Origin of the sequence: Pseudomonas sp. URIL14HWK12:I12 (assembly GCF_003097135.1) — a bacterium.
In the GTDB taxonomy this organism is placed as follows: domain Bacteria; phylum Pseudomonadota; class Gammaproteobacteria; order Pseudomonadales; family Pseudomonadaceae; genus Aquipseudomonas.
Genome location: NZ_QEQL01000001.1, coordinates 685839 through 706298 on the forward strand (window position 1 = coordinate 685839; position 20460 = coordinate 706298).

18 protein-coding genes and 1 pseudogene are annotated in these 20460 nt (G+C 64.2%); 6 read left to right on the plus strand and 13 right to left on the minus strand.

The genetic code is table 11. The annotated features are described in order from the left end of the window. Positions 1 to 20 precede the first annotated feature (20 nt). Together F474_RS22525 and F474_RS03250 are read right to left on the minus strand one after the other, a co-directional pair. On the minus strand, positions 21 to 365 hold the full coding sequence (locus F474_RS22525; RefSeq protein WP_125483363.1) for a hypothetical protein: 345 nt from the start codon (positions 363 to 365) through the stop codon (positions 21 to 23). 676 nt (positions 366 to 1041) lie between these two features. Next, a complete protein-coding gene (locus F474_RS03250) occupies positions 1042 to 1299 on the minus strand; it encodes a DUF1272 domain-containing protein (RefSeq protein ID WP_097083966.1) in 258 nt (85 codons plus the stop codon). A 118-nt stretch (positions 1300 to 1417) separates the two neighbouring features. Between F474_RS03250 and F474_RS03255 the strand changes: the two genes are divergently transcribed. Next, entirely contained in the window at positions 1418 to 1999 is a 582-nt protein-coding gene (locus tag F474_RS03255) for a plasmid pRiA4b ORF-3 family protein (protein ID WP_097083965.1), read from the plus strand. Between the two features lie 8 nt (positions 2000 to 2007). Here the strand turns inward: F474_RS03255 and F474_RS03260 are convergent, their stop codons facing one another. Next, complete coding sequence (locus F474_RS03260; protein ID WP_097083964.1) at positions 2008 to 2850, minus strand: CAP domain-containing protein; 843 nt, start codon at positions 2848 to 2850, stop codon at positions 2008 to 2010. Between the two features lie 54 nt (positions 2851 to 2904). Then, positions 2905 to 3612, minus strand: coding sequence for a CerR family C-terminal domain-containing protein (locus F474_RS03265; protein WP_097083963.1), 708 nt, complete (start codon positions 3610 to 3612; stop codon positions 2905 to 2907). 99 nt (positions 3613 to 3711) lie between these two features. On the opposite strand from F474_RS03265, the gene F474_RS03270 reads away from it, so the two are divergent. The 3 genes from F474_RS03270 to F474_RS03280 are packed head-to-tail and all read left to right on the plus strand — an operon-like array spanning position 3712 to position 7758. Beyond that, on the plus strand, positions 3712 to 4794 hold the full coding sequence (locus tag F474_RS03270; RefSeq protein WP_097083962.1) for an HlyD family secretion protein: 1083 nt from the start codon (positions 3712 to 3714) through the stop codon (positions 4792 to 4794). Beyond that, positions 4787 to 6334 (plus strand): DHA2 family efflux MFS transporter permease subunit, encoded by a 1548-nt coding sequence (locus F474_RS03275; protein ID WP_097083961.1) that lies wholly within the window; start codon positions 4787 to 4789, stop codon positions 6332 to 6334. Before F474_RS03270 ends, F474_RS03275 begins: the two co-directional genes overlap by 8 nt. Further along, positions 6331 to 7758: an efflux transporter outer membrane subunit gene (locus F474_RS03280; RefSeq protein ID WP_097083960.1), complete on the plus strand. Its 1428-nt coding sequence runs from the start codon at positions 6331 to 6333 to the stop codon at positions 7756 to 7758. The genes F474_RS03275 and F474_RS03280 overlap by 4 nt, the downstream gene beginning before the upstream one ends. On the opposite strand, the gene F474_RS03285 is transcribed toward F474_RS03280, so the two are convergent. From F474_RS03285 to F474_RS23160, 3 genes and pseudogenes are all read right to left on the minus strand, one after another. After that, positions 7745 to 9148, minus strand: a complete 1404-nt coding sequence (locus F474_RS03285; RefSeq protein ID WP_097083959.1) for a cytosine permease — start codon at positions 9146 to 9148, stop codon at positions 7745 to 7747. The genes F474_RS03280 and F474_RS03285 overlap by 14 nt on opposite strands. Before the next feature lie 194 nt (positions 9149 to 9342). Further along, positions 9343 to 9888, minus strand: a complete 546-nt coding sequence (locus tag F474_RS23155) for a methyl-accepting chemotaxis protein (RefSeq protein ID WP_371919424.1) — start codon at positions 9886 to 9888, stop codon at positions 9343 to 9345. A gap of 315 nt (positions 9889 to 10203) precedes the next feature. Continuing rightward, a pseudogene (locus F474_RS23160) lies at positions 10204 to 11289 on the minus strand (cache domain-containing protein); the annotation flags it as partial. A 158-nt stretch (positions 11290 to 11447) separates the two neighbouring features. Here F474_RS23160 and F474_RS03295 point away from each other — a divergent pair. Beyond that, positions 11448 to 12485, plus strand: a complete 1038-nt coding sequence (locus F474_RS03295) for an LLM class flavin-dependent oxidoreductase (protein WP_097083957.1) — start codon at positions 11448 to 11450, stop codon at positions 12483 to 12485. Positions 12486 to 12603: 118 nt separating this feature from the next. Here F474_RS03295 and F474_RS03300 read toward each other — a convergent pair whose 3' ends face one another. The 5 genes from F474_RS03300 to glnT form a co-directional block, all read right to left on the minus strand. Continuing rightward, positions 12604 to 13917: an ammonium transporter gene (locus tag F474_RS03300; RefSeq protein WP_097083956.1), complete on the minus strand. Its 1314-nt coding sequence runs from the start codon at positions 13915 to 13917 to the stop codon at positions 12604 to 12606. A gap of 128 nt (positions 13918 to 14045) precedes the next feature. Next, positions 14046 to 15362 carry an FMN-binding glutamate synthase family protein gene (locus tag F474_RS03305; protein WP_097083955.1) on the minus strand — a complete coding sequence of 439 codons (1317 nt, stop codon included), beginning with the start codon at positions 15360 to 15362 and terminating at the stop codon, positions 14046 to 14048. A gap of 15 nt (positions 15363 to 15377) precedes the next feature. Then, on the minus strand, positions 15378 to 16052 hold the full coding sequence (locus tag F474_RS03310; protein WP_097083954.1) for a protein glxC: 675 nt from the start codon (positions 16050 to 16052) through the stop codon (positions 15378 to 15380). A 10-nt stretch (positions 16053 to 16062) separates the two neighbouring features. After that, positions 16063 to 16962 carry a glutamine amidotransferase family protein gene (locus tag F474_RS03315; protein ID WP_097084290.1) on the minus strand — a complete coding sequence of 300 codons (900 nt, stop codon included), beginning with the start codon at positions 16960 to 16962 and terminating at the stop codon, positions 16063 to 16065. 108 nt (positions 16963 to 17070) lie between these two features. Then, positions 17071 to 18405, minus strand: a complete 1335-nt coding sequence (gene glnT, locus F474_RS03320) for a type III glutamate--ammonia ligase (protein ID WP_097083953.1) — start codon at positions 18403 to 18405, stop codon at positions 17071 to 17073. A 235-nt stretch (positions 18406 to 18640) separates the two neighbouring features. Between glnT and F474_RS03325 the strand changes: the two genes are divergently transcribed. Then, positions 18641 to 19237: a cupin domain-containing protein gene (locus F474_RS03325; protein WP_097083952.1), complete on the plus strand. Its 597-nt coding sequence runs from the start codon at positions 18641 to 18643 to the stop codon at positions 19235 to 19237. A gap of 28 nt (positions 19238 to 19265) precedes the next feature. On the opposite strand, the gene F474_RS03330 is transcribed toward F474_RS03325, so the two are convergent. After that, a complete protein-coding gene (locus F474_RS03330) occupies positions 19266 to 20387 on the minus strand; it encodes a beta-ketoacyl-ACP synthase III (protein ID WP_097083951.1) in 1122 nt (373 codons plus the stop codon). Between the last annotated feature and the right edge of the window lie 73 nt (positions 20388 to 20460).

Here is a 20460-nt window from a genome sequence, read left to right on the forward strand (position 1 = left end):
GCAGCCCGGTTAAGCTCGCCTCACAGCGGGCTGAACGCGCTGTCGGCTGAACAATAGCGGGCCTTCATTCGCTCGCTCCACGGTTGGCCGTCATCGCTGGCCCTGCTCGCCCAACTTCGGCACTGCTCGCGAAAGAACACTTTCGCGCCCTTGCGGCACTCGCGGTATTCAATGGAGCCTCGGCGATGGTTATCACACACCGAGGTGCCGTCGATCGAGTTGTCGCTGATCGACCAGTGCGCCAGGTAGCGCTGCCGATGGTCCCAGCTGTCGATCCATTGGCTGTCCTGTTCCTCGAAGGTATTGGCTTGCGCGCGCGGGCGCGCCCGTTCGGCACGAAAGCGTTCCAGGTAAGCCTGGGACACCAGGCCCTGAGGCGCAGGTTTCGGAGTTTGAACGTGCGGCGGGGGCGAAACCCGAGGCGCAGGGATGGTGCCTGCGACAGGCGCAGGCGCGAGCGAACGGGGAAGCGGTTCGGGCGGTGCAGGATCGTGCGCCGTCACGCTGGCCGCTGCTGGCGGCTTGTAATACCAACCCCGCCAGATGCAGCACCCCGCAACGGCTACCAGCAGCAAGATCAGGCAAGGGTAAGCCAAGTGACTGCTACGTGCAGCCCTAGCCCTCGCTCGAGCCCGCCCAGCTTGGAAACGCTCTTCACGCTCCCGTCGCATCCATTCGCGGTCGTCCATTGACATGTTACCGGCCCTGAGAAAACAGATGTCACAATGCCACTTTTCGATGCCACTGTGAACCGTGTGAACAGGCCGCTGCCTGTCAAAACACCCGCACCAGCAACTCTACGTCTTCAGCGAACGGCACAGACAGGCAGCCATTAGCTGGTTCCCTGATGTAAGCCAGCTAATCGGGGCTGTACTCGGTGTTGTCGGCCCCGACGAACGCGCCGGGGCGCGGACAGGCTTGATCGCCATCGCCCTGAGCGCGGCAGGCAAGCGGGTTTCCGGCGCACCGATGAGCGACAGCGAGCGCCAGGCCTGGGTGGCGGGCCTGCCCCCGGATGCTCTGGGCGGCCGCGGTAGGCGGCTAGTCGGGCTGAACCGGGGCGCAGGCGCTGTGCGGTTTGAGCGTGCGCTCGGTGGCCGGTGGAAAACGCTCGAGCTTGGCGGCAGGCCGCGTGGGCCGCAGCACCAGGTCGCCGCCACAATTAGGGCAGGCGCCGCCCAGTGGGCCTTGGGCGCAGTCGGCGCAGAAGGTGCACTCGAAGGTACAGATGCGCGCAGTCGGGTCGCCGTTGGGCAAGTCGCGGTTGCAGCATTCGCAGTTGGGTCGCAGCTCCAGCATCGCCTGACATTCCGTGTTCGCAAGGGCGGCCCAGCATAGCAGGGCTCAGTCACGATGGCTGATCCGCGTAGCAAATGCCGTTAAGCTGTTTGCCTGCCTTTAGCACTGCGAGCAACCGATGGCGAATCCGCTGCTGTATACGCTGCACATCCAGCTCGAGCCACTGCAGATCAACCCTCCGATCTGGCGCCGCCTTCGGGTGGCCGGGGATTGTTCCTTGCGCAAGCTGCACCATTACATTCAGGCCGCGTTCGGCTGGCACAGCGAGCACCTGCACGAGTTCGAACAGGACAACGCGCTCTATACCCGCCCCGAGTCGGAGCTTGCTCCTGTACCTTCCGGCACCCATGACGACCGTAAGGTCAAGCTGCGCCAGGTGCTGGCCGACACCGACCAGCGCCTGCGCTACCTCTATGATTTCGGTGACAGCTGGCAGCATGTGATCGCGGTGGAGCGCATCGAGCCGTTCGCATCCCGTGGCAGTTGGTGTGAAGTGATTGGCGGCGCGCGTGCCTGCCCGCCGGAGAATGTCGGCGGGGTGAAGGGGTATGCCGAGTTTTTGCAGGGGCTGGCCCTATCGGGCGCCGATAACGGTGACCTCGCCGGGCAATGGCCGGGCAACGGCTTCGACCCCGACCTGTTCGACCTGCGAGCCGCCCATGCGGCCGTACAGCGGCTCAGTAACAACTTTTGGGGCTAGAACCGAAGTTACCCCCCGAACATTGCCGTCCAGTAGATCCCCGCATCGCTTTTCGGGTCAGTTGCGTAGCCTGCGCCCAGCTCGCGGTATTGTGGGTTCATCAGGTTGGCGCAGTGCCCTGGGCTGGCGAGCCAGCCGGCCAGTACCTTGCCGGTGCTGTCTTGCCCGGCGGCAATGTTCTCACCGACACGCTGGCCGGTGTAGCCGCCGATTTCCGCGCGGTCACCGGGAGTGGCACCGCCCTTGTCCTGATGGTCGAAATAATTGTTGTTGGCCATGTCGCGGCTATGGCTTTCGGCAACGCTGCCCAGTACCTCGCTCCATGCCAGAGGCTGCGCCGCCGCATAAGGGGTGCCACCGCACTGGCGGGGCTGGGCGCGGGCGCTGTTGATCGCGGCAAGCAACGCCTGCCCCTCTTTCTGCCAAGGGCCCAGCTGGGCGCTGAGCAACGGCCGGCCCAGGACGATGCGCCAGTCGCGGCCGGCCTGGGTGACGCCAACGTCGACGAATTGGGGGTCAAGCACCACTTTGCAGTAACTGCCCTGCACCACCTGCAATGCCGCCCGCGCATCGCGCGGCCCAGAGAGGGTGATCGCCTGCACATTGGCCATCGGGTAGCCCTTGCCAGCGAGTGCCTGTTGCAGGTCGCCGGCGCCGTTGACCGGTAGCACTAAGCGTGGGTCGGCAGCCAAGGGCGGCAGTTGCTGGGACACCTGCTCCCCGCACTGCTGATACTGCCCGCGGTAAGCATTGAGGGCGTCGACCAGAGCGCCGGCTTCATCGGCATATGCCGTGCCAGCGGCCTGCCAGCACAGGAGTAAGCCGAACGCCGGGCGAAGCAATGAACGCATCGAAGTGGCTCCGTGGAAAAGGGAGCTCATCATGCCAGCGGGCACTGCAAGCCATCAAACCCCAGCGTCACGCTCACGCACCAGGCCCTCCAGCGCTGCGCGAACGTGCGCCAGCAATACCGCCCGCACCCTCGCCAGGCGGTCGGCGTCCACGCCATCCCAGCCCAGCGAGTCGAGCAAGCTCGGGCGCTGTACGCGAAACGCCACAACCTGGGCGAACAACGCAAAACTGTGCAGCACTGTGCGCTCGTCATCCTCGGCGTAGCCGGTGAGGCTCGATACCAAGCCACGGATGACCCGACTCATGCGCATTTTGAACCTTTCTTTCATCAGGGCATGGGCACTGGGCGGGCACTGGCCGGCTTGCTGGCGGGACATGAATTCGCGCCACTGCGGTGAATCCGGGCCGTCCAGGATCAGGCCGAGCATGCCCGAGAAGATTCCCAGCAGCGCTTCGATTCGCTCGGCGTCGCTGCCGGGCCTGACTTCCAGTACCGCCTCGGCCACGGCCACGGCGGGCCCAACCTGCTCCCAGAGCCGTTCGATCATGTGTTCGACACAGGCCAGGTACACCCCTTCCTTGTTGTCGAAGTAGTACTGCAGCGCCGGGGCGTTCAGCCCTGCGACGCTTGCGATCTCCCGCGTGGAGGCCGCGTCGTAGCCTTTTTCGCCGAACACCCGCACAGCTGCGTCGATCAACCGGGCGCGGGTCTCTTCGCCGCGTGGGTAGCCACCTTCGGCGGTGGGTTTGTGTCGTGCCATGGCCTCTTACCTGATGGGGATCCGGCCAGCGTATAGCTGTTGACAAAATATGTCTCGAAGAAGATTTTATTCCGACTGGAATAATTCTGGAGTACACCTGTGGCCACTGCCCCATCTTCTGATACACCCGACCCGCAGCGCGGCAATGCACGCCGTGCGCTGACCGGGCTTGCCTTGGTAGCGGCCTTGGCCGGCGGGGCGTGGGGCGGCTGGTGGTGGCTTCGCGGGCAGTATCTACAAAGCACCGACGACGCCTACCTGCAGGCAGACAGCCTGGCAGTAGCGCCAAAGATCAGCGGTTATGTGGCGCAGGTACTGGTGGGAGACAACCAGGCAGTGCACCAGGGCGACCTGCTGGTACGGCTGGATGCGCGAAAGTATCGCGCCGCGGCTGACGAAACCCGTGCCACCATCGCCGCCCGCGAGGCAGACCTTGCCCGCGCACGTGCCGAGCTCGCCCAGCAACAGGCAAGCATCGCCGAAGCCAGCGCGCAGGCGCAGGGGGCACAGGCCGACCTGGCCCACGCCCACGCTCAATACCAGCGTTATGCGCCGTTGGCGCGTTCAGGGGCCGAAACCCAGGAGCGCCTGGCCGAGCTTGCCAACCAGCAGGCCCAGGCCCGAAGCACGCTGGCCGCGCGCCAGGCGGCGCTGCGCTCGGCCCAGGCGCGGCTGGCGACACAGCAGGCGCAGGTGCAGCAGGCCCAGGCGCAACTGGGCGTGGCCCAAGCCAGTGATACCCAGGCCGCACTTGACTACGATGACGCGGAGATTCGTGCCCCTCTCGACGGCCGCGTGGGTGACCGTGGCGTGCGCTTGGGCCAGTTCGTGCAACCCGGCACGCGCCTGCTGACCGTGGTGCCGGTCCAGGGCCTTTACTTGACCGCCAACTTCAAGGAAACCCAGATCGGCGCCATGCGCACCGGCCAGCGGGTGAGCGTGAAGGTCGATGCCCTGCCCGGCCGAGAGTTGACCGGATGGATCGACAGCTTCGCCCCGGGTACGGGCGCGCAGTTCGCATTGTTGCCGCCGGCCAATGCCACCGGCAACTTCACCAAGATCGTTCAACGGGTACCGGTGCGTATCCGCCTGGACGTGCCGGGCGACCTGCAGGGCATACTGCTGCCAGGGCTGTCTGCCACGGTGGAGGTAGACACCCGTGGCGACCAGGCCCATGGCTGAGCCCTCCCCGCCCAACGCAAGCATCACCGACTGGATCGCCGTGATCGCCGGCGCCCTTGGCGCGCTGCTGGCAACCCTGGACATCTCCATCACCAATTCGGCCCTGCCGCAGATCCAGGGCCAGATCGGCGCCACCGGCACCGAAGGCACCTGGATCGCCACCGGGTACCTGATGTCGGAGATTGTGATGATTCCCTTGGCGGCCTGGTGCACACGGGTGATGGGGCTCAGGCGCTTTCTGATCGTCATGACGATCCTGTTCAGCCTGTTTTCCGTAGGGTGCGGGCTGTCTTCGAGCCTCACGGCGATGATCCTCTGCCGCATCGGCCAGGGCTTCACCGGTGGGGCGATGATCCCGACCGCGCAGACCATCGTGCGCACTCGCCTGCCGCCGCACCAGTTGCCGGTGGGCATCACCTTGTTCGGCATGACGGTGATCCTCGGCCCTTTGCTCGGCCCGGTGATCGGCGGGTGGCTCACGGAAAACTTCAGCTGGCGCTGGTGCTTTTTCCTTAACCTGCCAGTGACCGCCGCGCTGGTGACGCTGCTCTACACCGGCCTGCCACGGGAAAAAGCCAACCTGCAAGCGCTGTTCAATGCCGACTGGCTGGGCATCGTCGGCCTGGCGCTGGGGCTTTCGACACTGACCGTGGTGCTGGAGGAAGGCCAGCGTGAGCAGTGGTTCGATTCCAGCCTGATCTGCTGGCTGGCCTTGGCCTGCGCAGTGGGCTTCACCCTACTGGCCGCCGGCCAGGTCAGTGCGCGACAACCGATCTTGCGCCTGAGCCTGCTGGCCAACCCGCGCTTTGCAAGCGTGCTGCTGATTGGCACTTGTGTTGGCGCCGGGCTTTATGGCACCGCTTATTTGGTACCGCAGTTCGTGGGCACCCTCAGCGGCTACAACGCCGAACAGGCCGGTGCAGTGATGCTGCTCACCGGCCTGCCGGCATTTTTGATGATGCCGGTGCTGCCGCGCTTGCTGGGGCGGGTGGATTTGCGCCTTCTAGTGCTGCTCGGCCTGGTGTTGTATTGGGCCAGCTGTTTCGTTGACACCACCCTCACCGCCCAAAGTGTAGGCCACGACTTCACCGCCTCGCAGCTGTTGCGTGGGGTGGGCCAGATCCTGGTGATGATGCCGCTGAGCCAGTTGTCGATGCGCTCGGTCAGTACCCAGGACGCCGGCGACGCCGCCGGGCTGTACAACATGGCGCGCAATCTGGGTGGCACACTGGGCCTGGCCTTGCTGGGCGTGCTGATCGACCGGCGCCAGCATTTTCACGATGCAGCCCTGCGCGAAGGCATCAGCGCCAACTCGGCGCAGGCCCAAAGCCAGATGGCCGAGCGTAGCGCCAGTTTCTTCGCCCAACAGGGCGACCCGTCGACGGCCCCAATACAAGGTATCGCACAGTTGGCCAACGAGATTGCCCAGCAAGCGCTGGTGATGACCTACAACGACGCGTTCTTTGCCCTGGGGCTGGCCATGCTTGCCTGCCTGCCCTTGGCCTTTCTACTACGCCAAGCGAAGGCACCCTCACGATGAAACGCACCGTTGCCAGCCTGGCCCTGTTGACCCTCGCAGGCTGCACCATTGGCCCCGACTATCAAGGCGCGCCAGTGGTAGCACCCGCCACCTTGCAGGCTGCGCGCCTACCCCATGCGCCTGAGCAAGGCAGCCGTGCCCCGGCCGCAACACCTTGGTGGCAGGCGCTGGGTGATGCCCAACTGAACCAGCTGGTGGCCCAAGCCCTGGCGCACAGCCCTGACCTGGCCCAGGCCCGCGCGCGCTTGCGCCAGGCGCGGGCCAATCTAGCAGGCCAACAGGCAGGGCAAATGCCCACGCTGTCGGCCGACGCAATGATGCTGCGCACCCGTTCGCCTGACACCTCCGCCTTCGGCCTGGGCGGCGGCGGCCGTGGCCCGCTGAGCCTGTACCTGGCCGGTTTCGATGCGAGCTGGGAGGCAGACCTGTTCGGCGGCACCCGCCGCGCCGTGCAGGCCGCCGACGCCAATGCGCAGGCCAGCGCCGCGCAACTGGCAGACGCTCAGGTCCAGCTGGCCGCCGAGGTGGTGCAAGCCTATGTCGGGTTGCGGGATGAGCAAGCCCGGCTGGCGCTGGTGGATGCCACCGCGCAGGTACAGAACCAGGTGCTGGCGCTGACCCGCGAGCGCCTCGCCGGGGGCGTGGCCTCGCAGGTACAGCTTGAGCAAGTGTTGACGCAGGCACGTACCACTCAAGCGCAGCGCCTGCCGTTGCAGTCGCAGCTGGTGGACTCGCTCGACGAGTTGGCAGTGCTTTGCGGCCAGGAACCCGGCCAGCTCGATGCAACCCTGCAGCCCCCCGCGCCGCTGCCCCAGGTTCCGGCCAGGGTGCCGCTGGGTGACCCGGCCCAGTTACTCAAGGCCCGCCCTGACATCCGCGCCGCAGAACGCGGCCTTGCCATGCGCAGCGCCCAGATCGGCCAGCAGCAGGCGCAGTGGTTTCCCACGCTGAGCCTGACCGGCGATCTGTCGTTCAGCGCGGGCGACCCCGGCCACCTGCTGCGCAACAGCAACGGCACCTGGCTGGCATTGCCGCGGCTGAAATGGAGCCTGCTGGATTTCGGCCGCGTGCGCGCCCAGGTGGAGCAGGCCCAAGGGCAGCACGACGAGGCCCTGGCCAACTATCAAAGCGTGGTGCTCGCCGCACTAAAGGATGCTGACAGTGCACTGGCCCGCTACGGCCATCAGCGCCAGAACGTGGTGCTGTTGCAGGAGGTCGAGGCCAGCGCCGAGCGCGCCGCCGACCTCACTGGCCAGCGCTACCATGCGGGCACCGCCAGCACACTGGACTGGCTCGATGCCCAGCGCACCCTGTTCGATGCGCGGCAAAACCGCATTGCCGGCGATGCGCAACTGCTCAAAGACTTCACCGCCCTGCACAAGGCACTCGGCCTGGGCTGGGCGGAACCGATCAGCTCCAGTTGACGGCATTGCGCCGGGCGCAGCGCTCTTCGCGGCGATAGCCAAGCCAGAAGTACAGCGGTGCGGTCACCAGCAGCCCAACCACCCAGGAAAGGTCCGCCCCCGGCACCAGGTTGGCATAGGGGCCGGTGAACAAGGAGGTGTTGGCGAACGGCAGCTGCGCCACTACCCCGACGAACCAGGCCCCGATGGCGTGCCAGTCGAAGCGCCCGTAGCGGCCGCCATCGGCCTCGAACAGCGAAGGAATGTGGTAGTCGCCGCGCTTGATCAGGTAGAAATCCACCAGGTTGATCGACGCCCAGGGCACCAGTACCAACAACAACGCCAGGATCAGGCCGATGAAGCGGCTGATGAAATCGGCCGAGGCCCCCAGGGCCACCAGGCAGCAGCCGCACAGCACCAAACTCGACAGCACCACCTTCAGGCGCACCGACGGCACCCAGCGCGCCATGAAGGTTTGCAGCACGGTGATCAGCGAAAGCACTGCGCCGTAGAGGTTCAGCGCGTTGTGGCTGATGATGTTGAACAGAAACAACAGCATCAACACCGGCCCAAGCACACCGGTGCTCTGCTCGACAGCCGCCATGGCATCGGCATCGGGTGCCGAGGCCAGCGCCACCACGGCCCCGAAAGCGAACGACAGCACCGTGCCGCACACCGCACCCAGGTAGGTCGCCCAGAACGGCTTGCCGATGCCGACTTCACGGGGCAGGTAGCGCGAGTAGTCTGAGGTGTAAGGTGAGAAGCTGACCTGCCACACCACCCCCAGCGACACCGTTGCGATGAAACCGGCCAGGTTGAAACCGCCACGGCTAAAGAAATCGGCCGGCAGCGGCCCGCTGAGCACCATCGCGAAGCCTGCGAACAGCCCTGCGCCCATGACCCAGGTGCCGATGCGGTTGAGGATGTGAATGAAGCGATAGCCGATCACTCCGATAGCAGTGGCCGCCAGCGCCCCGAGCACGATGCCCGCCGACAATGGCACCGCCGGCACCAGATTGTGCACCGACTTGCCGGCCAGCACGCTGTTGGAAATGAAGAAGCCCAGATAGATCAAGGCCGTGATCAAGACGATGCCCAGCGCGCCGTAGCGGCCGAACTGGCCGCGGCCTTGCACCATCTGCGGTATGCCCAACCGCGGCCCCTGGGCCGATGAGAGCGCCAGTACCGTGCCGCCGAGCAAGTGGCCGAGCGCAATAGCCAGCAGGCCCGACCCGAGCCCGAGGCCGAAGGTCTGCACAACCATGGCCCCGCTGACGATAGGCAGGGGCGCGATGTTGGTACTGAACCAGAGGGTGAAGAGGTCGCGCGAACGGCCGTGGCGTTCGCGGTCCGGCACGTGATCGACCGTGTGGTTTTCGATCGCCAGGGCGTGGGAATGCTGTTCAGACATGCGCAGGGGGTCTCGTGTTTGTCTGTTCTTGTCGTTGTTTGAAGCCAAACCGATGGGCACGCCTGCCGGCTGTTGAAGGCTGGCAGACCCCACCGTCGAGGCCCACCATATTATGGTATGCCAAACAACTCAACGACTTTCCACGTCACTTTTGCGCATGGGCCCGGTAGGAAAATACTCGGGCCCAACTCCTCTTAGGTGCGGAAACGCTTCACCAAACCATTGAGCTCTTCGGACAAACGGGTCATGTGCCCCGCTTCGCCCTGAGTGCGCTCAGCCAGCTCTGCCACCTGTTGGGCATCGCCGTGGATCTGCCCAATGTTGCGATTGATGTCTTCGGCAACCTGGTGCTGTTCTTCAGCGGCAGTGGCGATCTGTACGTTCATGTCGCGGATCACGTCCACCGAATCGCGAATGCGTTCGAAGCTGCCCCGTGCGTCATTGATGGAGGTAACCGTGGCGCGCGACACCTCAAGGCTTGCGTCCATGCGCCCGCTCATCTGCTCGGTGCGCTTGGCCAGCGTGCTGAGCAGGCTGTCGATCTCGCCGGTGGAATCGGCCGTGCGACGGGCAAGCGCCCGCACTTCGTCAGCCACCACGGCAAAGCCTCGGCCCTGTTCACCCGCCCGGGCGGCTTCGATAGCAGCATTGAGGGCCAGCAGGTTGGTCTGCTCGGCAATGGCGTTGATGGTGCCCAGAATCGACTGGATATCGCTGCTGTCCTGCTGCAACTGGCGCATGGCCCCGGCCGCTTCCTCGATCTCCGCACTCAAGCGCCCGACCCGGTCAACGGCGGTCTGCACCTGCTGCTGGCCGTCGCGCACCTGACGCTGGCCGTCATCGGCCGACGCCGCAGCCTGGCTGCAGGAGCGCGCGACTTCGTTGGCGGTTGCGACCATTTCATGGAACGCCGTGGACACGGCGTCGACCGCGCTGCGCTGGCGCTCCGCGGTTTCGGCCAAGGCCTGGGCGGCCTGGGTCGAGTCGCTGGAGGAGCCTTGGATTTGCCCGGCCGCAGCGCCGATACGCTGGATGATCGCAGCGATGGCGCCGAGAAACTGGTTGAACCAGCCGGCCAGTTGCGCGGTTTCATCACGCCCCTTCACGGCCAGCCGCGCCGTGAGGTCGCCCTCGCCCTGGGCGATCCCTTCCAAGCCATTGGCCACAGCGTGAATCGGCCGAACCAGCACGCCTGCGAACACGCCACCGAGCACCGCAAAGCCCAACGCGAACACTGCCGCGATGGCGACGATGAGCCAGGTCAGCGATACGGTAGTGCTCATGACTTCAGCCTTGGGCACCAGGCCGATGAAGCGCCAGCCCAATGCGTCGGAGCGCCAGACGTTGGCCAGGTATTGCTGCTCGCCCAGTTTCACCGGTACCAGGCCTTTTTGCGCCTGCCCCAGCTCGGCATAGGCCGGGCCAAGGTCGGTCAGGCGCTTGAAGTTGTGCTCAGGCTGCGAGGGGTCGACCAGCACAGTGCCGTCGTCGGTGGCCAGCAGCACGTAGCCGCTGTCGCCCAGGCGAATCTGCTTGATCAGGTCGGTCAGCTGGCCGAGGGATACGTCGATGTTCACCACCGCCCCCGGCTGGCCGTTGGCGCCGGCCAGCGCGCGCACCGTACTGACCAGCGTGACTTTGTCGGCCGCCCAGTAGTAGGGCGCCGTGCGCACGGTCTTGCCCGGTTGCGCCATGGCCGCCTGGTACCAGGGCCGGGTGCGCGGGTCATAGTCACTGAGCGCCGAGCCTGGCCAGAACACATAGCCGCCATCGGCAGTGCCCATCGACACATAGGCATAGTTGGCGTGGCTTTTGGCAAGCTGCTCGAACAACGCAAACACCTGCGGGTCGAGGTCGCCGGCCACATTGCCGCCTTTGGGGTAGCGGGTCAGGTGGCCGTCTGCACCGGCCAGCAACGGCTGCGCGGCCAGAAACGCTACGTTCTGGTCGATGCCGTCGAAAAACAGCCGCATGGCGTTATCGACCTGGCGAATTTCCCGGCCGCTGGCGCTTTCGAAATTATCCAGCGCCTGCGTACGCAAGTTCCAGATCACCACCACCGCCACCAGCACCACAGGCACCGCAGCAATGCTGGCAAACGCCGCGATCAATTTTGTTTTTATCTTCATGCGTTCATCCATTCCCCGTCTGTGGCAAGGCCATCCGGCCTTGCAATACACCGTAATATGGTATACCAATAGTGCACGCGCTCTGAGCCCCAGTGCCGCGCAACCAGAACATCCGCCATGTTGCCGCTCAGTTAATCGGCCGCATCGCAAAAAACAAAAGGCAGGTTGTCATGAAATTTTCGCTTTTCGTTCACATGGAACGCTGGGACGACCAGGTCAGCCATCGGCAGTTGTTCGAAGACCTCACCGAACTCACCCTGATGGCTGAAGCCGGTGGGTTCAGCACCGTGTGGATCGGCGAACATCACGCGATGGAATACACCATCTCTCCCAGCCCCATGCCGCTGCTGGCGTACCTGGCAGCGCGCACTACGACCATTCGCCTGGGCGCTGGCACCATCATCGCGCCGTTCTGGCACCCCCTGCGCGTGGCAGGTGAATGCGCCCTGCTCGATGTGATCAGCAACGGCCGTATGGAAGTGGGCCTGGCCCGTGGCGCCTACCAGGTCGAGTTCGACCGCCTTGCCAACGGCATGCCAGCCACCGAAGGCGGCAAGGCCTTGCGTGAGATGGTGCCTGTGGTGCGCAAGCTGTGGGAAGGCGACTACGCCCACGACGGCGAGCTGTGGAAATTCCCTACCTCCACCAGCGTCCCCAAGCCCATCGCCACCCCGCCGATCTGGATCGCCGCACGTGACCCCGACTCGCACAACTTCGCCGTTGCCAACGGCTGCAACGTGATGGTTACCCCGTTGATGAAGGGCGACGAAGAAGTCGTCGATCTGCGTAACAAGTTCCAGAACGCCCTGGCCAACAACCCCGGCGTCCCCCGCCCGCAACTGATGGTGCTGCGCCACACCCACGTGCATGCCGACGATGACCCCGAAGGCTGGAAGGTCGGGGCTACGGCGATCAATCGCTTCTACCGCACCTTCGATGCCTGGTTCGGCAACAAGCAGGCCCCGGTCAACGGCTTCCTGGCGCCCAGCCCGGAGGAGAAATTCGCCGAGCGCCCGGAATTCGAGCTCGAGAACATCCGCAAGAACACTATGATCGGCACACCTGAGCAAATCATTGCGCGCATCCGCCACTATCAGGAACTGGGCGTGGATGAGTTCAGCTTCTGGTGTGACAACGGCCTGAGCCATGAAGAAAAACGCAAGTCGTTGAAGTTGTTCATTGACCAGGTGATCCCTGCCTTCCGGTGAAGTCACCGCTTCACGCTTCTGGCCGCACGAAAGAGCAAAGCGCGGTGGGGCAGGTTTGTCCGAATGCCTGCCCTACCACGCTTGCTTGCAGCTGATAGCTCACACGTTGCTACGGCGTTCAGTGGTTGTAGGCCCGCTCGTTGTGCTCGCCGAGGTCAAGCCCCATCTCTTCGACAGCCTCATGAGCCCGCAACCCGGTGATGAACTTCACCGCTTTCAAAATCACCCAACTGGCCACGAAGCAATAGCCGAAGGTGAACGCCACGCCCTTGACTTGGGCGAGCACCTGGCTCGCCATGCTCACACCGTCTACCAGGCCGCCCAGCTCGGGCACGCAAAACACCCCTGTCAGCACCGCGCCGATGATCCCGCCCACCCCGTGCAGGCCAAACACATCAAGGGTGTCGTCATACCCCAGCCGCTGCTTGAGCACGGTAACGGCCAGGTAGCAACCCACGCCGCACAGCCCACCGATGGCCAAGGCCCCGCCCACGCCAACGTAGGCGCAGGCCGGCGTAATACCCACCAGCCCCGCCAGGGCACCGCTGGCAAGGCCCAAGGCGCTCACGCGGCCGGCCTTGAACCATTCAGTGAACATCCAGCCCACGATGCCAGCGCATGCGCCCACCTGGGTATTGATCATCACCATGCCTGAGGCGCCCGATAGCCCACCGCCGGAGCCGATGTTGAAACCGAACCAGCCAACCCACAGCATCGCCGCGCCAACCATCGCCAGGCACAGGTTATGAGGCGGCATAGCGGTGTGCGGGTAGCCTTTGCGCTTGCCCAGCATCAGCGCTGCCACCAGGGCCGCGACGCCTGCGTTGATGTGCACCGCAGTGCCGCCGGCATAGTCGAGCACCCCCCAGTTGTGCATCAACGCCCCCGCCCCGCCCCAGACCATGTGGGCGATGGGGGCATACACCAGGGTGAACCACAACGCCATGAACAACAGTGCCGCCGAGAATTTCATGCGCTCGGCGAAGGCGCCTGCGATCAATGCCGGTGTAATGATCGCGAAGGTCATCTGAAAGGTGACGAACACGCCTTCCGGGATCGTGCCCACCAGGCTCTCCGGGGTCATGCCCACCAGAAATGCCCGGCTGAGCGACCCGATGAAACTGTTGAGCGTGACCTGCCCTTCGACCATGCCGGTGGTGTCGACCACCAGGCTGTAGCCGTAAAGCACCCAGAGCACGCCGATCAGGCCGGCGATACCGAAACATTGAGTGAACAGCGACAACAGGTTCTTTGCCCGTACCAGCCCGCCATAGAACAGCGCCAAGCCTGGCACACACATGAACAGCACCAGTGCCGTGGCGGTGATCATCCAGGCGCTGGAGCCGGTATCCAAGGCCGGGGTAGGGTCGGCGGCCTGGGCGAGGCGGGTTGACAACATCAGGGCGAGGCCGCCCGAGAGGGGTTTGATCATGGGTGTGCTCCTGCTGGGTCGTGGGTTGTCAGGCACCTATGGGAGGCCGGCCCGCCGGGCGACACGCTGCGTTAGCGCTAGGCACCTCGCCCAGCACCGCCGCCCTCCCACTCAGTGACCAGGTAGCGTTACTGCCCCGGGATCCACTGGGTACCGGCCAGCGGCACGCGGGCCATCGCGGCAGACTCCACCGTGAGTGCCACCAGGTCTTCCGGGTCAAGGTTGTGCAGGTGGCTTTTGCCACAGGCGCGGGCCATGGTCTGAGCTTCGAGCACCAGCACGCGCAGGTAATTGGCAAGGCGCCGGCCACCCTCGACCGGGTCCAGGCGCTTGGCCAGCTCCGGGTCCTGGGTGGTGATGCCCGCCGGGTCCCGGCCGTTCTGCCAGTCGTCATAAAACCCTGCAGCCGAGCCGATCTTGCGCAGCTCCTCATCCAGGCGTGGGTGGTTGTCGCCCAGCGCGATCAACGCGGCCGTGCCGATGGCCACCGCGTCGGCCCCCAGCGCCATGGCCTTGGCCACGTCTGCACCGTTGCGGATCCCTCCGGAAACGATCAGTTGCACCTTACGATGCATCCCCATTTCCTGAAGGGCCTGCACTGCCTGGGGAATGGCCGGCAGGATCGGGATGCCGACGTGCTCGATGAACACTTCCTGGGTGGCAGCGGTGCCGCCCTGCATGCCGTCCAGCACGATCACGTCGGCACCGGCCTTCACCGCCAGCTTCACATCGTAATAGGGCCGGCTGGCGCCGATCTTTACGTAAATGGGCTTTTCCCAATCGGTGATTTCACGCAACTCGGCGATCTTGATCGCCAGGTCATCCGGCCCCGTCCAGTCAGGGTGCCGGCAGGCTGAGCGTTGATCGACGCCGATCGGCAGCGTCCGCATACCTGCCACACGCTCGGTCACCTTCATCCCCAGCAGCATGCCGCCGCCCCCAGGCTTGGCGCCCTGGCCAAGCACCACTTCGATGGCGTCGGCCTTGCGCAGGTCATCAGGGTTCATGCCATAGCGCGACGGCAGGTACTGATACACCAGGTGCTGGGACTGGCCGCGTTCTTCCGGGGTCATGCCGCCGTCGCCGGTGGTGGTGCTGGTGCCGGCGATGGTGGCACCACGGCCCAGGGCCTCCTTGGCATTGGCCGACAGCGCGCCAAAGCTCATGCCGGCGATGGTCACCGGGATCTTCAGATGGATGGGTTTCTTGGCGAAGCGCGTACCGAGCACCACGTCAGTGCCGCATTTCTCACGGTAGCCCTCCAGCGGGTAGCGCGACACGCTGGCCCCCAGCAGCAGCAGGTCGTCGAAATGCGGCAGTTTGCGCTTGGTGCCACCGCCGCGAATGTCGTAGATGCCGGTTTCGGCAGCGCGCTGGATTTCCTGTATCGCCAGCCGGTCGAAGGTGGCCGATTCGCGCAACACCGAAGGTTGTTTGTCAGTCATGGGAAAGGCTCCTGATCAGTACGCGCTGGCGTTGTCGACTTTGAAGTTGTAAAGCTGGCGGGCCGAGCCGTAGCGCTTGAAATCGCTGGCCTTCTCGTTGAAACCGGCCTGATTGAGCAGCGCTTGCAGCTCTTCGATGTGCTCGGCGCGCATCTCTTTTTCGATGCAGTCCGAGCCCAGCGATGCGACCGTGCCTTTCACGAAGATCCGTGTCTCGTAGAGCGAATCGCCCAAGGCATCGCCGGCATCGCCGCACACCACCAACCGCCCGGCCTGGCCCATGAAGCAGCTCATGTGCCCGATGCTGCCGCCCACCACGATGTCCACGCCCTTCATGGAAATGCCGCAGCGGGCACCGGCATCACCTTCGATCACCAGCAGCCCGCCATGGGCGGTGGCACCGGCAGCCTGTGAAGCGCTGCCCTTGACGCGCACATAGCCACTCATCATGTTTTCGGCACAGCCTACGCCCACGTTGCCGTGCACCGTGATCGAGGCGTGCTGGTTCATCCCTGCGCAGTAGTAGCCGGCGTGGCCCTGGATATCCACCGACACGGCCTGGTTCACTCCCACGGCCAGGTTGTGCGCGCCATTGGGATGAGCGACCACGAACTCGCGGTCGTCGGCCGGCTGGTGCAGCGCCTGGTTGAGCTCGCGCACGCTGGCGCGGGTAAGGTCGTATGTATTCATGCGTGGTTCCTCAGGCGCGTTCCCAGATGTACATCGTGGCGGGGGCAGGTTCCCAGACCTTGGCGTTCTCGATACCGGGCAGGCTGGAAAGCGCCTGATATTCCGACGCCATGGCCACGTAGTCGTCAGTCTCGGCAAGGATTGCCGGCTTGCAGGCGATCGGGTCGCGGATCACGGCGAAGCCATTGCGGGTGCCGATGGCAAAGGTGAAGAAGCCATCGAGGTCTTCGAGCGATTTGTCCAGGGCCTGCTTGAGGGTATCGCCCTGCCGCAACCGCCAGGTCAGGTAACCGGCAGCCACCTCGGTGTCGTTCTCGGTTTCGAACACGATCCCCTCGCGGCGCAGGTTCTGCCGCAGGCGCGAGTGGTTCGAGAGCGAGCCGTTGTGCACCAGGCACAGGTCGGCGCCCGTGGAGAACGGATGGCTACCCTCGAGGGTGACTGCACTTTCGGTGGCCATGCGGGTATGGCCGATGATGTGACTGCCCTGCATCCCGGCCAGGCCGAAGCGCTCGGATATCGCCTTGGGCAAGCCCATGCCCTTGAGTATCTCGATACTCTGCCCTGCACTCATGATGCGCACGCTCGGCGCCAGCTCAGCGAGCGCAGCACGCACGCAGGCTTGCTCGGCACGCGCTTTCAGTACTACAGCACTGGCGTTCTGAAACCAGTCAAGCTCTGCGCCCAGCGCCTGCTTGAGCTGTTCGATCAGGCCTGCGAAATCGTAGCCCTCGCCCGTCGCTTGCAAGGTCAGCTTCACCCAGCCGTCACCGACTTCATCGCCATAGATGGCAAAGCCCGCGCTGTCTGGCCCGCGGTCGGTCATGGCCTCGAGCATCGGCTCGAACAATGCCCCCAACTGGCTCTCCAGCGCGGGGTTCTTCAGATACAGCCCCACAATTCCACACATAAGCGCCTCACTTCGGTTGGCAAGCCTCAAGCTCAAAGCTGCAAGCTGGCCCTGGATGGTTTGAAATTCGCTGTCTGCCACAACGGCAGCGTGAAGCCTCCAGCGGCTTCAGAAGAATTCGGTGTAACGCTGCACTTCCCAGTCGCTCACGTGCCGGCTGTATTCCACCCACTCCATGCGCTTGAGGCGGATGAACTCGCCAACGATCTGCGGCCCCATCACCTCGGCGAACAGGGGGTCGGCTTCCAGGGCGTCGCAGGCTTCCTTGAGCGACTGCGGCAGCGTCTTGATGCCACGCGCGGCAATCGCTTCCAGGCTCAACGAATAAAGGTTGTCGTTGCACACCTCAGGCACATCGAGCTGGCGGTCGATGCCATCGAGGCCGGCGGCGATGATCGCGGCGCTGACCAGGTAAGGGTTGCAACCGGCGTCAGGCAGGCGGAACTCGAGCCGCCCGTATGGCACGCGAACCATCGCCGAGCGGTTGTTGGCGCCGAATGCGATGAAGGCCGGCGCCCAGGTGGCCCCAGAAAGCGAGTTGCCTACCACAAGGCGTTTGTAGGAGTTGACGGTGGGAGCCGCAAAGGCGCACAGCGCCGGGCCATGAGCCAGTAAGCCGGCCGCGAAGTGATAAGCCAGTTTCGACAGCCCCATACCGCTGGGGTCGCTGGCGTCGTGGAACAGGTTTTTGCTGCTGGCGCTGCCGATCGAGAGGTGAAAGTGCATGCCATTGCCGGCGCGCTTGGGGTCGGGCTTGGGCATGAACGAGCAGATCATGCCCATCTCGTTGGCGATCTCGCCGGCCGCCATGCGGAAGAAGGTAAAGCGGTCGGCCGACTCCATCGCCTCCGAGAAGGTGTAATTGATCTCGAACTGGCCGTTGGCATCTTCATGGTCGATCTGATAGATGTCGAAGCCGACCGGCTGCAGGGCTTCGGTGAGGCGTTCCAGAAACTGGCGCGAGCGCGAAAGCCCTTTGTAGTCGTAGCAGGGTTTGTCGAGATTATCGGAGGCGTCCACCAGTTGCAGCTTGCCCCCCTCCCCGCGCTGAAACAGGTTGAATTCCGGCTCCAGCCCAGTGTTGAGGTACCAGCCGCGCTCGCTCAGGCGCGCAGTTTGCTGCTGCAATACGTAGCGGCTGTCGTAGGGCCAAGGCTCGCCGTCGACATGGCCGATGCACACCACCCGCCCATACCCGGGCTGCCAGGGCACCGGAATCAGCGAGCAAAGGTCGCCCTTGGCCATGAAATCAGGGCCATTGGGCTGCATGCCCATGCCGCTGATGGCGAACCCAGCGAACCCGGCACCGGCTTCGCTGACCGCTTCCAACCCGCTAACAGGTACCGATTTGGTCTTGGCCGAGCCATGGATATCGACGAACTGGGCCAGCACGTACTTGATGCCGTGCTGTTCGATGAGGCGTTGGGTCTCTGCGGGCAACATCGGATGCTCCTGGCGTTAAGCGAGCAGATACGCTCGCACTGGTTATATTCCAAATAGGAAATTTAATTTCCTTTTAGGAATGCACCTGTCGTGCCAATTTGCCCGGTTTAGGCTGCAGAGCGAGCCAATCAACGGGTTGTGTGAGAAACTCCGTTTCCTGGGAAGAAAAAACTACCAGCTCTCGCACATTCTTAGTGCGAAATAATTATTAACGAACAGAAACCGTGCGTATTTTATGACCACACCTCCCCCTCGCCTGAAACTGGAGCAGTACCTGGGCATGCAGGTGCGCCGCCAGCGCCAGGCCCAGGAATTGAAGCTTGCCGATGTCGCGCGCATTGCCGGCATCAGCCAAGGCATGCTCAGCAAGATTGAAAACGCCCAGGTGTCCACCAGCCTCGATGTGCTGAGCCGCTTGTGCGATGTACTCGGGATGCCCATGTCCAAGCTGTTCGCCCAGTACGATCAACAAGGCGGTAGCGCGCTGCTGGTGAAAAAAGACGAAGGGCTCGAGGTGGTACGCCGCGGTACCGAGAAAGGCCATACCTACCATCTGCTCAACCATACCCGCGGCCCCAAGAAGCCGTTCGAGGCCTACCTGGTGAGCATGGATGACGCCAGCGAGGAGTTCCCGACCTTCTCCCACCCCGGCACTGAGTTTCTGCACCTGCTGGAGGGCGAGCTGGTTTATCGCCACGGCGACCAGCTCTATCGAATGCAGGCAGGCGACAGCCTGACGTTCGAAGGGGATGTGCCGCATGGGCCAGAAGAGTTGGTGCAGGTGCCGATCAGGCTGCTGTCGGTGATGAACTACGGCGAAGAGGGCCACTGAGGCAGTGGCCTTGTTCGCCGGTCTGGGTTCAGGCCTTGCGCAACACCACGCAACCAATCGAATAGCCCGCCCCAAACGAGCTGAGCACGCCCAGCGCGCCGGCGGGTAGGTCTTCGTGGTTCAGGTGCAACGCAATGACCGAACCTGCGGAGCTGGTATTGGCGTAGCGGTCGAGGATCACCGGGGCCTCTTGCGGCTCGGCGTCTCGGCCCAGGAGTTTCTTGGCGATCAACTGGTTCATCGACAGGTTCGCCTGGTGCAACCAGAAGCGCTGTACCTGCTCTACCGGTACCTGGAGCTCGGCAAGGTGCTGAGCGATCAGGTCGGCTACCATTGGGCACACTTCGCGGAACACCTTGCGCCCTTCCTGCACGAAAAGCTTGTCTGGCTGGCCCTCGCCTTCCTCGGCTGCGCGGTTGAGGAAGCCGAAGTTGTTGCGGATGTTGTTGGAGAACTGGGTCAACAGCTTGGTGCCGAGAATCTCCAAACGGTGCTCACCGTGGGCAAGGCTGTCGCGCTCTACCAGCACGGCGGTGGCTGCATCGCCGAAGATGAAATGGCTGTCGCGGTCACGGAAGTTCAGGTGCCCGGTGCAGATTTCAGGGCTCACCACCAGCACCGCACGGGCCTGGCCGAGCTGCACGGCATTGGCTGCTGCCTGGATGCCAAAGGTGGCTGAAGAGCAGGCGACGTTCATGTCGAAGGCAAATCCCTGGATGCCAAGGGCCTGCTGCACTTCGATGGCAATGGCGGGGTACGGACGTTGCAGGTTGGAGCACGCCACGATCACCGCATCGACGTCACCGGGCTCGCGGCCAGCCCGTTGCAGCGCCTGGCGGGCGGCGTTCACGGCCATTTCGCAGAGGATCGACGGCTCGTCGTTGCTGCGCTCAGGCAAGCGCGGTTTCATGCGCGCAGGATCGAGGATGCCAGTTTTGTCCATCACATAGCGGCTCTGGATGCCGCTGGCCTTTTCGATGAACGCAGCGCTGGATTCGGCCAATGCCTGCATCTGGCCGGCCTCGATGGCGGCGGCGTGCTCGGCATTGTATTGGCCCACGTAGGCGTTGAAGGCAGCGACCAGTTCGTCGTTGCTGATGCTGTGGGGCGGTGTGTACAAACCGGTGCCACTGATAACAGCGTTATGCACGATCCATCCTCGAAGTTGTAGGGCGTGTTGCGGGCCGGCAATTTTGCCACAAGTGGCACCCGCGTTCCGTTTT